The 16,680-nt window shown below is 35.6% G+C and carries 11 protein-coding genes; 4 read left to right on the top strand and 7 right to left on the bottom strand.

Going from position 1 to position 16,680, the window contains the following annotated elements:
- Positions 1-204 precede the first annotated feature (204 nt).
- Together PL77_RS10805 and PL77_RS10800 are read left to right on the top strand one after the other, a co-directional pair.
- Positions 205-1,764, top strand: coding sequence for an arylsulfatase (locus PL77_RS10805; RefSeq protein ID WP_052444313.1), 1,560 nt, complete (start codon positions 205-207; stop codon positions 1,762-1,764).
- A gap of 99 nt (positions 1,765-1,863) precedes the next feature.
- Positions 1,864-2,421, top strand: a complete 558-nt coding sequence (locus PL77_RS10800) for a DUF4291 domain-containing protein (RefSeq protein ID WP_044204918.1) — start codon at positions 1,864-1,866, stop codon at positions 2,419-2,421.
- Between the two features lie 416 nt (positions 2,422-2,837).
- Here PL77_RS10800 and PL77_RS10795 read toward each other — a convergent pair whose 3' ends face one another.
- The 4 genes from PL77_RS10795 to PL77_RS10780 all read right to left on the bottom strand — a co-directional run bounded on the left by PL77_RS10795 (position 2,838) and on the right by PL77_RS10780 (position 5,955).
- On the bottom strand, positions 2,838-3,161 hold the full coding sequence (locus PL77_RS10795; RefSeq protein WP_223241413.1) for a GntR family transcriptional regulator: 324 nt from the start codon (positions 3,159-3,161) through the stop codon (positions 2,838-2,840).
- Between the two features lie 40 nt (positions 3,162-3,201).
- Positions 3,202-3,963, bottom strand: a complete 762-nt coding sequence (locus PL77_RS10790) for a hypothetical protein (protein ID WP_044204743.1) — start codon at positions 3,961-3,963, stop codon at positions 3,202-3,204.
- An 18-nt stretch (positions 3,964-3,981) separates the two neighbouring features.
- Positions 3,982-4,815, bottom strand: a complete 834-nt coding sequence (locus PL77_RS10785) for an ATP-binding cassette domain-containing protein (protein ID WP_044204740.1) — start codon at positions 4,813-4,815, stop codon at positions 3,982-3,984.
- Positions 4,816-5,007: 192 nt separating this feature from the next.
- Positions 5,008-5,955, bottom strand: coding sequence for a hypothetical protein (locus PL77_RS10780; protein ID WP_156152319.1), 948 nt, complete (start codon positions 5,953-5,955; stop codon positions 5,008-5,010).
- A gap of 339 nt (positions 5,956-6,294) precedes the next feature.
- Here PL77_RS10780 and PL77_RS10775 point away from each other — a divergent pair, with 339 nt between their 5' ends.
- Positions 6,295-7,611 (top strand): hypothetical protein, encoded by a 1,317-nt coding sequence (locus tag PL77_RS10775; RefSeq protein WP_044204738.1) that lies wholly within the window; start codon positions 6,295-6,297, stop codon positions 7,609-7,611.
- Positions 7,612-7,689: 78 nt separating this feature from the next.
- On the opposite strand, the gene PL77_RS10770 is transcribed toward PL77_RS10775, so the two are convergent.
- Both PL77_RS10770 and PL77_RS10765 read right to left on the bottom strand, forming a co-directional pair.
- Entirely contained in the window at positions 7,690-10,557 is a 2,868-nt protein-coding gene (locus PL77_RS10770) for a triple tyrosine motif-containing protein (protein ID WP_044204736.1), read from the bottom strand.
- A gap of 214 nt (positions 10,558-10,771) precedes the next feature.
- Positions 10,772-14,392, bottom strand: a complete 3,621-nt coding sequence (locus PL77_RS10765) for a fibronectin type III domain-containing protein (RefSeq protein WP_044204735.1) — start codon at positions 14,390-14,392, stop codon at positions 10,772-10,774.
- Positions 14,393-14,971: 579 nt separating this feature from the next.
- On the opposite strand from PL77_RS10765, the gene PL77_RS10760 reads away from it, so the two are divergent.
- Entirely contained in the window at positions 14,972-15,712 is a 741-nt protein-coding gene (locus tag PL77_RS10760) for a hypothetical protein (protein ID WP_044204733.1), read from the top strand.
- Positions 15,713-16,194: 482 nt separating this feature from the next.
- Here PL77_RS10760 and PL77_RS10755 read toward each other — a convergent pair whose 3' ends face one another.
- Entirely contained in the window at positions 16,195-16,659 is a 465-nt protein-coding gene (locus PL77_RS10755; RefSeq protein WP_044204731.1) for a T9SS type A sorting domain-containing protein, read from the bottom strand.
- Positions 16,660-16,680 lie beyond the last annotated feature (21 nt).

Genomic DNA, 16,680 nt, shown 5'->3' with positions numbered 1-16,680 from the left:
GGTTCTAAAACTCATCAAAACCAATCTAAATTAGCTTTGTATCTAAATTTAAGTTAAATAAAACAGTGTTTTACTTTCATTATCTTACCATTTCTTAAACGTCAAAACTTGTTCAATATCAAACAACGTATATTTGAAATGTAATAACAAGTACTCAACTCTATTGATATAGAGTCATAATTATATTTACAACTATACATTGATATGAAAAATATATTACTAACAACCTTGGCCGTTTTATTCGGCTTAACAGGGTCGACCGCTTTTGCCAAAAAAGCACCAGAAAAACCAAATTTCTTAATCCTTTGGGGTGATGATATTGGGATGTATAATCTTTCTTACTGGAACAGAGGTATGATGGGTTATAAGACGCCAAATATTGATAGAATTGGTGAAGAGGGAATTGCTTTTACAGACTACATGGCAGAACAATCGTGTACAGCGGGTCGTTCATCATTTATCACAGGACAATCGGGTATTCGTACAGGTATGACTAAAGTAGGTCTTCCTGGTGCAGAAAAGGGCCTTACTGATGACACTCCTACTTTAGCGGAGTTGATGAAAGCGCAAGGTTACGCTACAGGACAATTTGGTAAAAACCACTTTGGTGACAGAGATGTAGACCTTCCTACCAATCACGGTTTCGATGAATTTTTCGGTAACTTATACCACCTTAATGCAGAGGAAGAGCCAGAATTACCTGACTATCCTAAAGACCCTGCTTTCAAGAAAAAATTTGGTCCTAGAGGTGTCATTCACTCTTATGCAGACGGTCGTGTTTCTGATACGGGACCTTTGACAAAGAAAAGAATGGAAACCATCGATACTGAAGTAATGGAAGTGGCTCAGAAGTTTATCAAAACGCAAGTAGACGCCGAAACTCCTTTCTTCGTATGGTTCAACACGACACGTATGCACTTCAGAACGCATATTAATGAAGACGAAAAAGGGTTATCCAACGGTCAAGGTATTTATGCAGACGCGATGGTTTCTCATGACCAAGTGATCGGTCAGATGCTAGATTTTATTGAAGAGTTAGGTGTAGAAGAAAATACATTTGTAATGTACTCTACTGACAATGGCCCTCACTACAACTCATGGCCTGATGCTGCGGTTACTCCATTCCGTGGTGAGAAAAACACAAACTGGGAAGGTGCTTACCGTGTACCTTGTTTCGTAAAATATCCTGGTCACATCCCTGCTGGTCAAGTTTCTAACGGTATGGTTTCTCACTTAGACTGGGTACCTACCATCTTGCACTACGCTGGAAATGAAACAATCAAAGAAGATTTACTTAAAGGTGGTGTGAAAGCCAACGGTAAAGAGTTTAAAGCACACCTTGATGGTTATGATTTAGTAGATCACTTGGCAGGTAAAGAAGAATCGCCTCGTCATGAATTCTTGTACTTCAATGATGATGCACAGTTGACAGCCATCCGTATGGACGACTGGAAAGTAGTTTTCATGGAACAAAGAGCACATCAAATGGCTGTATGGTCAGAGCCTTTCGTTCCTCTAAGATTACCAAAAATATTCAACCTTCGTCGTGATCCTTATGAGAGAGCCGATATCGACTCGAATGCTTACTGGGATTGGTATTTTGATCATGTTCCTTACTTGTACATGGCACAAGATAAAGTGGGTGCTTTCATGAATACTTTAGTGAAATATCCTCCAAAACAAAAAGCAGCTTCCTTCTCTGTAGATCAAATCATTGAAATGATCATGCAGCAAACAGAAGCAACGAAAGCGGCACATAACTAGATCGTTTTTATTACGCTTAGCAATACATTACCCTCTTACGAAATGTTTTTTGTAAGAGGGTTTTTAAGCAGTATTACTATTTATTTCTATTTTTACGGGATGAAAGAAAAAGAAGTTCGTGCCGTTTTCGATCAAGAAACTATTACCGTATATCAGGCTTATCGACCAGAAATTGCAATTCCTGCAGTGAAATATCAAAAGTTTGTTTCTCCTTTCAAACTGGATCGAATGACATGGATCAAACCTTCCTTTCTCTGGATGATGTACCGTTGTGGGTGGACTCTAAAAGAAGGGCAAGAACATGTATTGGCCATCAAAATAAAGCGTGAAGGCTGGGAATGGGCTATACACAATGCCTGTATTTCACATTTTGACCCAAGTATTCATACTTCAAAAGAGGAATGGAAACAAAAACTTCAAAATGCTCCTGTCCGAATTCAGTGGGACCCTGAGAGAAATATTAATTTAGATAAATTAGAGTATAGAGCCATTCAAGTGGGGCTTTCTGGAGAAGCTGTACTTAAATATGTGAATGAATGGATTGTTGAAATTAAGGATATTTCAGAGCAGTGTAGAACAATCCATCAGCTTGTTATGAATAACGAAATTGATACAGCAAAGGCTTTACTTCCTCAAGAGAGCGTTTATGGATACTAGCAAACACTTCAAAAACCTTTGCATAAAAGCATCTAAATACCTTAATATCAAAAACACCTTACAAACAAAATTTGTAAGGTGTATTAATAGCTTAATATAATCTTTTATGCTTCGTGATGATAACCATTTGAAATCACTATTTGTTTTCTATTCAATACCATAAAATTTCTTCAGCCTCCAATTTTTGATTTCTAAGCCTAGATTTTTTGCTTCGTTTTTCATCAATGGAAAAATGAAGAAGAAGGATGCTAGAAAGTAGGACACAAAAGCCTGCAGAATAATTGATTGGAAGTTTGCGGTAAAAATCCATCAATATATAATAATAAAGCCCACCCATTTTGAGATGAGCAGGCCTTGATAGTGAGTTAGTTTTTAATTTGACACTTTGTTTTCTTGATTTGACACTAGTAGAAAACTTATTGTTGTTCGTATTGTTGATATAATTCTGATAGTTCGTTCCAAGAGATGCCTAATAGTTGAATCTTCTTGAAAAATGTAGGTACATCGTCTTTCATAAATGCCGATTTCTCTACGTTTTGAACCATTTTCGATGCTTCTTCTGCTATAAAGTAGCCTATTCCTCTTTTGTTAAAGATAATGCCGTCATCTTGAAGAGAAGAGTAAGATCTTGCCACTGTGTTTGGGTTTACCTCCAACTCTACAGCCAACTGCCTCACTGAAGGAATTTTCTCCCCCTCTCCCCAAGTTCCTTTCAATACCTTTTCGCAAATGAGATCCATTATCTGTAGATAAATTGCCTTATTGCTGGTAAATTCCATATTAAACCTCCTTCTTTTTAAATTTCAAAAATGATAACCCCCATAATCCTAAAATAAAGGAAACAACTACTACTTGAACTACATATCCTAATCGCTCTTGTATCATTTGATCATTAAACTCGAAAGTAAACATGTTTTGATCTGCCGCCGCTCCAACTAATGCTACCAAACCAATTGCCACTACTAGCCAAAATACAAATGCTAAGACAAAGAAGGCTACGGTAGATTTTAAGAATGAATACTTTTTGAATAAAATTGAACCCAAGAAGTAGAATGAGTGCATTGTAAAATAGACCAAGGTTACATTCTTGATTAGGTTTGTATCAGTGATAAGAAAAGGATTGTACATCTGGAACTCTCCTCCTGTCACTGTCCAGCCTAATTTTGCGATAAGCTGACCAATTACAAAAACTAATGTTACACCTAATGGGTAAATTAATGCAGTGCTTAAAAAGATCACTAAAAACTTTTCTTCACGAGAAGCTGGTAGAGATAGATAATTCAAAGCTCCACCTTTTGTGGAAATTCTATGAAATGAAAAACTAGTTACAACTGCTCCACCTAAACCAAAAAGTAGAGGGTATATACTTTCCATTGTACTGACTCTTACCAATCCTTTAGGTTCTACACTGCTTGCCATAGCACTGATGGCTAATATAAAGGCAACAACACCTAAAATTCCTATTAATAAAGGCTGTTTTGATAATACCAACTCATACTTTAAAAGATGAGTGATTCTTCTGATATTTATTTTAGATTCCATGATGATTGTTAGTTTTAATTAATTTGACAACGCTTCTACCATTACTGTTTTTTCACTTAAAACGGCATTGAATAATAATTCAAGGTTTACTCTGCTGACATCACCTGAAGTATTCTTGGCCACCACCTTATCTTCTGCAATACCTTTTTCTAAATAAATAACGTCTTCACTCAACACCTTATCAGCGGTAGTAAAAAGGAGTTTTTCTGTAATGCTATCTAATGTTTCATTGAACACAACTTTTCCACTATCTACAATCACAATAGGATCTATCAAACTCTCCAAATCTCTCACTTGATGGGTAGAAATAAGAAAAACTCTATCATCTGACATATATTTTGCAACTAACTTTCTAAACTGACTTTTCGATGGAATATCTAAACCGTTTGTAGGTTCATCCATCAAAAGCAAACGTGTATTACTTGCTAGGCCTAATGATATTAATGCTTTTTTCTTCTGACCATAAGACATATTATGAAGTGTCATATCTGGTGTTAGACCAAATTCTGAAATCATTTCAAAAAATGCTGTATGGTCAAATTTTGGATAAAAAGGAGCTAAAACCCCTACATAACTTTCTATAGAAATATTGGGGAAGGTCATCTCTTCTGGAATAAAGAAAACCTCTCTTAAAAACTCAGGTGAAGCATCAGAAGCATAATGACCTCCTACTTCCACCGTTCCATAATGTGGTCTTTTTAAACCGGCAATCAACATCAATAAAGTCGATTTACCTGCTCCATTTTCACCTAATAAACCATATATATTTCCTTCTTTTAATTCTAATTCAAGGTTATCGTATAATATTTTTCTTCGAGAATACCCGAATGTTAGATTATTTATGTTGATCATTTTATTAATTATTTAGTGTACTAATTAACTATTACACTACAACATTAGAACATTAATATGATAATTCCAAACTTTGAAGAAAAAAAATACCCTAATTGCAGAACAATTAAGGTATTATAATGATAGATTGTGAATTTCGTTCTAGGTCACATCTAAAGTATTATGATTAATGACCCTACCGATGAGGAGTAGTTAGTTTCTGTAACGTCCATTTGAATTCATTACCTCTGGCTGCCAAGTTCTAGTAAATTTGGCTAAGTTGTCTTGTACTTCTGGTAATAAATCTCCAGCATATTTATCTATTGCACCATCGCCGAGGTAAAGACCAATGTATGCGAGAATATCGTCTGTGGCTAAACCATTTTCTTGACCAAAACCTGTTCTTAACACCTGTCTTGGATCAGATCCTTTAGCTTGGCTAGCCTCGTTTCTTGTCAAGATGCCATCACCATTTGTATCCAAATCTTCAATCAACCATTGTGCTTTCTGTTCACCAATTAATGCTTTAAAGTAAATCTTAGCATCTGCAGCAGTAATAGACGGATTGATTGATGGCACTGTACCTTGATAACCACATTTTTCAATAAACTCATCATCAATATCAATACCCAAGTTCACTTCGATATCAAGGATTGCTAAACGAGCATTTTCTGGATCACTTACCACTCCATCACGAGAAACAAAGTAACCATCTGAATTTAGACAGCCGTCATTTCCATTACCAACAGGTGTAACACAAGTGGTATTATCTGGATTAAGGTTACCACTTCCTTCGTTACCACCATTTGCTGTATCGTCTCCTTCCTGAGGAGTTTCTGTACAGCCGGCACTAAATGCTTGTACTTGATCTGCCCAACATTGTCCACATGCTTCATAAGGGTGAGATGCAGGACAGTTACTTGAAGCTGGAGTAGTATCGTCGGCTGTTGATTCATCTGTTGACCCCGTATCTGTACATCCAGCAGACTGTGCTTGTGCTTGGCTTTCCCAACATTGATCGCACGCTACAAAAGGATGAGAAGGAGGGCAACTTACTCTGTAGTTAGAGGCAGTTTCATCGATTTCGCCTTGGTGGTCAGTTAGACATCCTGTAATCGACATTGAGAATAGTAGTAGTAGAATTAAATTTACTGTTTTCATTTCATTTCAATTTAAGTTTGAGATCAGTAATAACGCTGAATATCAGCCCTAAAACTTATCTCGAAATAAGTAGTCAAAAACAGAGAAACTAAATTTACCGCTACTTCATCATTTTATAGAAACTTCACAAATCAATCTTATTTTCTACTTCATACATACACCCAACAAAAAACAAAACACTGGTTTACAGAATTTTACAAAATAAAATAAGTTATTCATACTTACTCCAAAGAATCTATAATTTATTTTTGGAGTAAAATTTCAAAAATAAATACGTCATCGTTTTGAACAGTATTTATTTGGTCTTTTTTCTTAAAGAATCCTACTAAATTGGGTTGTATGAAAAAGGAATTATTACTAGGATTGACTTCACTTCTCATTTTGGGTTGTCAAGTACAAAAAAACACAATGAAGGAACGCTTGAACGAAGAATGTGTCCTTTCTGAAGAAAAATATAATGCACATCAACAAATTCATTTAAGCGATATTAAACAATGGGTACAGGAGAAGGAAATCTCTTCTGTTGAAGATCTCATGTTAAAACTACCAGAGGTATATCGTAAAAACTTCTCGCTTGTAGAACATACAAAAGCCTTGGGAGAAGCCAACTTAGATTATCCTCGCATCGTCATGTTTGGCAGTGATGGACACCTACTTTTCAATATCAGTTCCAAGTTAGATGACCCCACTTATCAGAAGGTTGATGGGATTGAACTGAATGAGCAAACAGGAAATTGGGAGCTTTTTCAAGTAGATTTTACACAAGCTAAAATCAAAGTACACGATGCTCCTCAAGAATGCTTTAGGTGTCATGGTCAAGCTCACCCTAAGCCACTTTGGGGAACAAGCAATCATTGGGAAGGTGTATTTGGGGACAATGAGGCTAAAGGCCCAAATGGTGAAGCTTTATCGATGAGGTACCTCCGAAAAATGAATGCATTTAAAGATCATGAGACGAATAGTCCAAGACTCAAATTACTACTTTGGGATAAGGAACAAAAGCTGCGTTCTGGGGGAATAAGAAATATAAAAGACAATCGTTTTGGGGCTGAACTGATCACCTCAAACCACTTTATTGGAGCATCTACCGCTAAAGGTATCTATATTAGAATGCGACAAAATGAGAACTACCAAAAGATAGTGCTTCCGTTATTGTTGCTGACTGCTCAAATGGAAAAAGATATCAATATTGGGCAAATCACTCATAAGCATTTTGATTTGAACAACATACCTCACCACATCGATTCACTTTATACTTTGGTTAATATTGATACCAAAACCGATTTTTCGATTAATAATAGCTTGGAAGATGAAAATCCTGATCCGAAATGGAGAATGGGAAAAGGTACACTGTATGAACAAATCGCCTTATTAGCTTTATATGATGAATTGTTGGTCAATGAGGAATTGAAAAATATATTTCTCAGTATACCCGCTCAACTGAGTTGTAAGTCTGAAGATCACACAATGAGCAATTTATTTGACCTGGTACAACACAAAGTGAAATATCATTATTTGCTAAAAGGGAATGGAAAAGTTGAAGCTTCAAAAGTCTATCTGCCTTTGGATGATGATGAGGTATTGACTTCTGTGTTAGCGCCTGCATTCCATTATTTGCAAAACTATTATATCACAGATTATCATCCATTTTTATGAGAAAAGAGTAGGTAATATGTGTTGTGGTTCGCAAGGGCGTTGCAATGCAACGCCCCTACAGCACTGTACCTTAGACTATTATTTGGTGATATTTTCTATAAAATCTGTTAGGTTTTCATGCCTATCCAAATTCAATTTCTTCCTTAAACGATAACGTGATGTTTCAACGCCTCTTAAAGAGATATTTAAGGCTGTTGCCATTTCTTTTGAAGACATATTCATACGGATATAAGCACAAATTTTCAGTTCTTGTGTGTTGAGGTTAGGATGTTGTTGTTTTAATATTTTGAAAAAATCACTGTGTAACAAGTTGAAGTGTTCCTCAAAACGAGACCATTCTTTTTCATCATTGATATCTTTTCCAATTTTTTTGATGATGACCTCCAGTGAATCATAAGTGCGTACTTTTGAGAAGTTGCCTTTATTAATACGTTCAAGAATTTTCTGTAAATCCTCCTTTAAATTACTGAGCAATTCATTACGCTGTGTTAAATGCACCGTACTTAATGCGAGTTCTTTATTCTTATGTTCTAGATCCTGTTGTAATTGCTTTTCTTTTAGCACTTGAATTTCGATATCCTTGTTGTGAAGCTGCAATTGCTTTTCACCTAATACACTTTTTACTTTGTTGAGAAATGACCATCGAGAAGCAAGAAATAAAGCCAACACCAATACACCCACTAATAGTACGTAAAGGATATAAGCGTAAATACTTCTGTTCCAAGGGGGAAGTATCGTGAATTTAATGGCTGTCATTGCACTTTCTTCCCCATAGATGTTTTTACCTTTTACCATCAATGTGTAGTCTCCTTCCTTGAGGTTTGTGTATTTCACTTGGTTTTGACTACTCCACTCATTAGGCTGCTTGTCAAAACCTTGAAGGTAAGTTTCATACTCATTAAAATGCATTCCATCGTAATAGGAGGCTACAAATTCAACTTCAATTGTATTTCTATCATAGGGGATTTCAATGGTCTGTTCCTTGTACTGCGGATTGTACTCATTTTGGGCTTCTAATCCATCTGAACTATTAAATGAGATGATTGAAAGTGGCACTTTTTCTATGAATGATCTTTGATATCTGGGGTTAAAATCAATAAATCCTTCTTTGGCTGTAATGAGCACATGATCCTTATCAATAGGAATAATTTGTTCCAAATCATCGCTTACCAAGTGATTAATTCTTCCAAAAATATTTCTTTCAATGATGGGGGAATTACTTAATATATTTTTGATCATTCCGACCTTTCCTTTTTGAATGAAATAGATATTACCCGCAAAGTCACTGGACATTGCAGATACTCTCTCATTTGTACCTAACAAATTGGTATACAGATCATGAAGTTTGAACCTATCCTGTTCTTCATCATAACTAAAAATGCCTCTTTCGCCACAAAAAACAAGTTCACCATTAATCTTAAATAAATTGATCAGAACATTACTATAAAATCCTTCTGATTGACCATAGTGTTTTAGCTCTGTCATCTTATTCGTCTTGAAATCAATTTTCAGTTTATAAACTCCTTTAAAACCATGGCTTATCCAAAGTGTATTTGTTTTTTTATTGAGCGACATTAACCTCGATGACTCATGAAAATCTTTTAGTTTTTCCCTTTTCCAACCGTTTTTTTCTTTTGTCAAAATAAAGAGACCATTGTATGCCCCTTGTAAATAACGGTTATTGTCTATAGCAATTAGATTCCAAGCCCCTATTCGATCATTGATCAATTGGCTTTTACCGTTTTTAATATTGTATAAGCCTAAATGCTGACCATAAAATACCTCCTCATTAATTTTCTCTACAAAATAAGACTGTCCTCTTCCTCCTTCTACTGAATGATAAGTGATACCATCAGGCTCCTGAATACTTTCATACAAACCGTTGGATGTCCCCAAATAAACCTTTCCATTGTCTTTGAACGCCGTATATCCACCTCCTTCTATTCCCGCATATTTGTTGAGCATTCTGAAAGGAGATTCAAGCTCTATATACGACAAACCATTGCGGTGAGCCACCCATAAATTGTCTTGTTTATCAATGAATAGATCATAAACAATAATATCCGTCAAACCTTGATCGGTCACAATGTGATCTAGTTTTTCGCCTTTCTCATTGATGATAAATATTCCAGCATTTTGAGTACCAATCGCAATTCTGTCTTCTGGTAAAATTAAAGCCGTATTTATCATCGCATTTTTGAGCGCTTCCCATAAGTTTTGAGCAACAGGCGATATGATATTATTTTCCTCTTTATAGATTTCCCCTTCCAAAGTGAAGATTAAACGTTTATTGGAAGAGTAATTCAATACTTTTCGAATATTTTTACCTTTTAAGAAAGAAGCATTCGTTAGTTTTATTCTTTGTTGTGATAAAGGAATAAACTTCTCAATACCAAATTGAGCACTAGAGGAGTAAATAAATTCATCTATAAAAAAAGAATAACGTGTAGCTTCCTTGGTCTGAATAGCCGTTACTCTTGTGTGGTCGTAGTAGAATATGAAGTCGTGCGAGATAAAGTAAATCTCATTTTCCTTTCCGCTGTAAATATTCCAGACTTCATCAAACTCTATGTCTTGTGGTAATACATCTGAAAGAGAATTGTAACGAAGTTCATTAAGGGAATCCGCCTCGAAATATCCAAATTCCTTCTGCCCTCCCAGATAAATTCTTTTACCAATGGCTCTTACACAAAGTAAATTACTATTGGCTTGGTTTAGTTTATAAGTGTTCCAATTTTTCCCATCAAATTCTAATAATCCAAAGTTATTGGCGAAGTACATAAAGCCTTTATTCCCCTGAGTAATAGACCAATTTTGAGACCCGGCTCTATAAACAGAGGATGGAATTTTGGTAATGATAGGTACGCCATCAATAGGGTTTATTGATTTTGAAAAAAGAGGAAGTGAAAAGAAAATAACACTAATTGTTAATAAAAAATATTTCATAGCCAGTGAAGTAAGTTAATCAAATTGGTTCTTATTAGATCACAATGCTTCGAAAAACTTATAATTGATAATCGAAAATCTTGAGTACACAAATAAAAAATTCTTTTTAAGATATAGAGAAAAAACTCTCCATACAAGTGATGAGTATGGAGAGTTCAAGTACTAATTTCATAATCAGTACTTAAAATTTTTCAGTATGTACTTCACAATTGAATTATTCAATTATTACCTTTTTCATCAACTGATCATTGATTTTTAAGACATAAAGTCCTCTAGTCAATTTTGAAACATCCATTGAAAAACCTTCTTTTTCCATCAATAATACCCCTTGTGTAGAGTACAATTGCAGTGTAGGTACTTCATTTAAGCCCTTGATATTTAAAGTGTTTTTTACTGGATTTGGATAAAGAACAACAGTTGTGTTTTGTACTATTTCGTTTTCATCAACGCCTAAAACTCTAGCATTACTTGCTCCATCGTACAAATCATTCGCAATAGATGGACTACCTAATAACCAGAAATCAGAATTTGTTTCCTCTAACCATAATGCTTTAATGGCTGGATTAGACTCAATACGTGTATCACCCCAATAACCTTCATTGTAAGGACTTGCCCATTTGGCTTGAGTGTTCCAATTGGCATTGATATAAGTAACCGATCTAATCACGTCCTCATTATTATGGATATAGTCTAAGAAAGGCGTGAACCATCTATCCCAAGCTTCTTGTGCCTCATAGTTACCAAACCATGTCCCTGGAGCAAACTGTTCTTCTGCCGCACTTAGTCCTTCTGTAAATAAAGTCTTAGCCCCTTCGTAAGTATAACCTGTTGCTGCTCTTGAAATCATACTTGGTGTTGGATCAAACTCTGAAATTTCAAAATCATATCCTTGAGGTGTCGATTCGGCAATCATCACCGGCTTGTTATGCTCTCTTGCAAAAGCTAACATTTCATCTGCTAAATCATCTTGATTTGGTAGATTAGGAACATCATCAAAACCAAAGTAATTAGAAGCTTCTGTTGGAGAAATAAACCATGAGATACCACACCAATCTACATAGTCATCTCCAGGGTACCAACCTGAAATGTCTTCTCTTGCAGCTGCTAGGTCACCATTATTGCCAAAATATCCATCCAATACATCATCAACTGGCGATGTAGACGACTGCCATACATAAGCAACATTGTTTACTCCTCTTGCATTCATCCCGTCTACAATATGACGCCAAGCCGCTTTGTATTCTTCTTGTTTGTGATACCCTGCCGGATAGTTACCACCTGCTGTTTCTTGAGAATTCCAACGTCCATCAAATTCATAACCGATTCTCAGGTAAATCTTCTTCTCAGAGAAAGTATTACAGAATAAAGCCAATTTATCGATATACTGTTCATATTGCCCGCTCGCAATACCTTGTAGACCATTCAAGTTCCAGTTTTCAGTGATGGACATCGCAATAATCAAAGCCGATTGATCCCAACCTAAAGCTGTACTTGATGCGTTTAACGGTCCTGATCCCCAATCTGTATCCACTCCAGTGAAATTGCCATCATTGTCCATGCCAGTCGCACCATAGTTGATACCATAATTATCTTGTGTTAGCATAAAGAAAGAAACATAAGCTACTGCCGCTGCCGGCTCTGGCATCTCCCCTTCTCTGTAACCCGACATTGCTGCTAAATCCTGTCCGATTGCCAACATTGTTTTTCCATTTTTAGGCGTAAACTTACCTTCAATTTTATCGCCTAAAACCGGTGCTGCTTGTGTAGTAGCAGAAGTCTCTGTACCCAGGTCTCCAGAGCCTTCTGCATTAATCGCGTACACATTCACATAATAATTCGTTTCTGCTTGAAGGTTGTTGATTGTTGTTGAAGTGGAAGTAACCGTTAGGGAATCTGTATAATTTCCTGATGAAAGGCCATATTTTACAACGTAGCGCTCAGCGTCAGTTGCTGCTGACCAACTCACTGAAATAGATGAAGATGAATTGCTAGTGGCAGCAATATTTGATGGTACACCTGGCAGCACCCCTTCTACTGGCGGATTATCATCATCTGGAGGTGTATCGTCTCCACAACCGCCAGTGGTTAGAATCTGATATAAATTGGGATCTCCATTTTGGAATTGCCCCGAAGTGATCCAAGTATTCCACTGTTGAGCGATGTAAGGATTTTGTTGTACTCTCGTATCTCCCCAATATCCATTGCCTGCATCTGGCCACATCCATTGCTCTTGTGATTGCCAATCTGCATTGATATACGAAATGGCTCTGATCACATCTTCGTTTCCTTCAATAAAGGGTTTCAATTGATCTTCAAAATACTGTTGCCACATTGCTTCTCCTGTCATTGGTGTTTTTAAGCCAGGATTATCATAAGTCGTAAATGTATTTTCATCAAAATCATAATACTGTGCTGAAACCTCCGCCATCATGATTGGCTTTTGCTTGTTTCTAGCCATATCCAATAGGAATTGAAGGTTTGGCCCATTAAATCCTTCATCATAGAAGAAAAATGATAAACCAATATAATCTACATACTCATCCCCAGGGTACCATGCATCTATTGGGTTAGAATTATAAGTAAACCCATAAGCTGCTGATTGCCATACATAAGCTACATTTTCTACATTTTGAGCATTTAATCGATCCACCAAATAACGGTACGCATTGATGTATTTTGTAGGATCATAGAAGTTCCAAGTTCCATCAAACTCATAACCAATTCTAAGGAAGAAAGGTGTTGTTGGGTTAGCTTTCGCAAAATTGGCGAATTTATCAATTGATGCATCGTAAACCCCATTGACAACGTCCGTTAAACCATTCGGGTGGTCTTCACCTTTTCCATCGTTGTCCTCTACCATGTATAAACCAATTGCTACAGCCGCTGAAGGGTATTTGTCAATACCACATTGGATACACATGTCACCGCTTCCGTAATTATTAATCGATTCTAGACCTGCAAAGTCATAAATGTTAGTATAGTTGGTAAAACCACCAATTGTAGGGAATTGCCCAGAGTTGACATACTCATCTACGGAGTTGTTGTCTTGTCCAAGGAACATCAATACTTTCCCGTTCTTAGGTGTAAATTTCCCTGATACTTTTCCTTGTTCATCTGCTGATCCATTACAGCTTGATCTAATTTTTTGAACTAGATTAGACTGCTTTGAGTCTGTAGCATTCGAAGCGGTCAAAGTATAGATGTAAGTTCTATCTTCAACCGGATTACCCTCTGAATAAGATAAACCTGTAACAATCAGATCGTCATTAGAGAGTTCCGTATTCCCTTCTTTAGTTGTAATGTTCAATGAATAAGAAGTGGCGTTATTCACACTGTTCCATTCAATGACCCAACCATTTCCTTGGTTTCTTGAAGACAATGCAACATTTCCTAATTCATCAGAAGGAATATCTTCCTCTGTTGTGATTTGAAGAGGACTTGTAGCTGAGGACTTCAAGGTTCCATTAAAGGCCAAAACTTCAAATGTATAAGTGGTATTACTTGACAAGTTTTGACTGTTGTAAGAAGTTACATTAGCACCAACAGTAGCCACTAAATTGTTATTTCTGTAAACTTCAAAACCTTCTTCATCTGTACTGTTGTCATTCCACTGAATACTTACTGAAGATGTTGTAACTGAAGTGGACACCAAATTGGACGGTGCATTGGGAGGGGAAGTTGGATCGTTGGTTTCCTCACATCCTCCTGCTTGAGCTTGGGCTGCATTTTCCCAACATCTGCCACATGCTTCATAAGGGTGTGATGGTGGACAGTTTTGAGCATACGATCCCAATACTACAATTGTAGTTAAGATTAGTAACGTTAGTCTTTTCATTTCAATTTTAGTTATTTCATTTCATTTAAAAATCAAATATGAAACCCGGTGAAAGAGGGATTTCAGTATTTCATAGCTAGATGAGCTTCGAGACTCATTTATAACTCAAACTTAGGGAATGCGTATTGAATGCTATAATATTTAAGTACTACTAGAGTTACAGAAAGGTATTCTTCAAATAGAGCACTTTTGACGTAATGAAGTTGTTTCCAAGCTTTAAAATTAAGTTTCTGATACTGCATCAATGCTTCACTAAGAGTATACCGCTCTCATTTTTCATGGAATTGCTGTTACTTCTTTGAAGTGGATTTGAAGTAATTTCACTGTTCTTTTAGGGAAAGATCTAACAAATTGAACTATACTCTCTTTTTACTTTACTCAAAATGTAATTATGATGAGTTGTAATGTTGTCTGGATAATGTTAATTTTAACGCATCAAGCTCTAAATTAAGCTTCAAATACATTATTACTCTATCATTTCTTAATTGATACAATTCCAAAAACCATAAGAAATCGTGACTGTAATTTTGATTTAGAACTTCTATTATTCAAAGAACAAACTAATTAATATTCAATCTTATGAAGGCAAACATTTTGTTTTTCGTTTTCATCTCAATTTTTACTTTAACGGCAGTCGTTACCCTTTTAGGTATTACAAATATCATCAAAGGAATACGTGAAAAATACTTGACACCTTTGTTTTCTGCATTAATTCTTGAAGTTGTAGCCGCAGTTGTTTTACTTTTTAATAATCAAGATTTTTCAGGTGAAAATACTATTCCTGAACTTTTTTATAGTGAAACATCCGTAGAGAAATCAGATCAGACTTTATTAGATCAAAATTCATTTCTTGATTTGATTCATAAAGGTGAAAAGTTAGACAGTTTAATTAATCTGAAGAACTCAAAAATCAAGAAATTAGAAACTGAAATCAATGAACTCTCTGACAATACCCAAAAAGACTTTTACTATTATATACAGCAAATCGAAAAAATAAGGATTGCCTGTAATGGTAGTATTAACCTTAAGAGTGATAAAGAAAATTCAAAAAAAGCCCTCAAAATTGTAGAGCAGATATTATTCTTGAATGGAAGATTGGCTAAAGAAAAAAATACAAAGGAAGAGGTCATTAAGACTTTCACTAAATTTAAAAAAGACAATAATCGAGATAATATTTCACATAAGATCTACTTACAGGATGTTCCTCTTTTCATTAAAGAATACCTTGAAGAAAACTATGAATTGAAGTTTTATATCTCAAATCCAAAGATTCCAAGTGGTGTTTTAGAAAATGAATTAAAACAAAGCAGCACCCTTTAAAGTGAACCTTTGTTACCTTTCAATCTATATTTCTGAAAGACTTTACAGTGGCTATTTCCAAGCTTATTTCTTCTTTTTTCGTTACTGAAAAGGGAACAAAAAAAAAGAGACATCCTAAAAAAGATGCCTCTTTAACGTTCGGATTTTCAATCTGAAAATTCATCTAATTTTTATTTGAGACATAACTACATTGTAAACTAAGTTTTCGTTAAATTTTAAACAACATTTCTACAAACATTTATAGGCTCTACTTTCAAGCTTCTTTCTTCTTCATTTTTCCATTGATGAAAAACGAAGCAAAAAATCTAGGCTTTGAAGGCAAAAGGAAGTACTACCTAACGAATGGAGTAGAAAGACCACTGGCGCGAATGTTAAGCGATAGCCTCATTCGTGTCCTACAGATCAACAGAAATCTCCTGATTTCTAAATGCCATAAATATTCGAAAATATAGTTTACAGCGTACTACACTCAAATAAATTCGTTAATCTTGGTAATCTACAATTACGCGTTTCGAAATTGATCTACCGCTTTTATCAGTGTATAACAATATATAAATACCTGTTGTCAGCTCTAACTTTTGTCCCATCACGAAGGACTTAGACTCTGACACACTAAATTCCTGAATTAAAGTACCAATGGGTGAAAAGAGTTGAATGGTACCACTTAATGGCGTATTACCTTCCACCGTAAAAATTCCATTTTTACTTGGGTTAGGAAAGATATTAACCCCTAGTGAAGGCAAACTTTCCACCAAGTTTTGAGTATTAATTCTTGCATTTGAATTACAACTTGCTGCTGCTTGAGCCTGGGTCTCAAAACATTGATCACAACTTGCTATTGGTCGGCAAGGAGGACATTTCACTGTTATATTTGCTACATTTTGCTGTGCAAATACACCAATACAACTTCCTAAAATGAGTAGTATTGTTGTTACTAATTTCTTCATTTTTATACTTTTTGGAACGAA

Source organism: Flammeovirga sp. OC4, from assembly GCF_000812565.1.
GTDB lineage: Bacteria > Bacteroidota > Bacteroidia > Cytophagales > Flammeovirgaceae > Flammeovirga.
The sequence above is the reverse complement of the archived record's forward strand: the minus strand, read 5'-3'. Positions and strand labels throughout refer to the sequence as shown.

Excerpts from the sequence above, each read along its gene's own strand:
- PL77_RS10805 (WP_052444313.1), top strand. The coding sequence starts at position 205 with ATGAAAAATATATTACTAACAACCTTGGCCGTTTTATTCGGCTTAACA.
- PL77_RS10800 (WP_044204918.1), top strand. The coding sequence starts at position 1,864 with ATGAAAGAAAAAGAAGTTCGTGCCGTTTTCGATCAAGAAACTATTACC.
- PL77_RS10795 (WP_223241413.1), bottom strand. The coding sequence starts at position 3,161 with ATGGATCTCATTTGCGAAAAGGTATTGAAAGGAACTTGGGGAGAGGGG.
- PL77_RS10790 (WP_044204743.1), bottom strand. The coding sequence starts at position 3,963 with ATGGAATCTAAAATAAATATCAGAAGAATCACTCATCTTTTAAAGTAT.
- PL77_RS10785 (WP_044204740.1), bottom strand. The coding sequence starts at position 4,815 with ATGATCAACATAAATAATCTAACATTCGGGTATTCTCGAAGAAAAATA.
- PL77_RS10780 (WP_156152319.1), bottom strand. The coding sequence starts at position 5,955 with ATGAAAACAGTAAATTTAATTCTACTACTACTATTCTCAATGTCGATT.
- PL77_RS10775 (WP_044204738.1), top strand. The coding sequence starts at position 6,295 with ATGAAAAAGGAATTATTACTAGGATTGACTTCACTTCTCATTTTGGGT.
- PL77_RS10770 (WP_044204736.1), bottom strand. The coding sequence starts at position 10,557 with ATGAAATATTTTTTATTAACAATTAGTGTTATTTTCTTTTCACTTCCT.
- PL77_RS10765 (WP_044204735.1), bottom strand. The coding sequence starts at position 14,392 with ATGAAAAGACTAACGTTACTAATCTTAACTACAATTGTAGTATTGGGA.
- PL77_RS10760 (WP_044204733.1), top strand. The coding sequence starts at position 14,972 with ATGAAGGCAAACATTTTGTTTTTCGTTTTCATCTCAATTTTTACTTTA.
- PL77_RS10755 (WP_044204731.1), bottom strand. The coding sequence starts at position 16,659 with ATGAAGAAATTAGTAACAACAATACTACTCATTTTAGGAAGTTGTATT.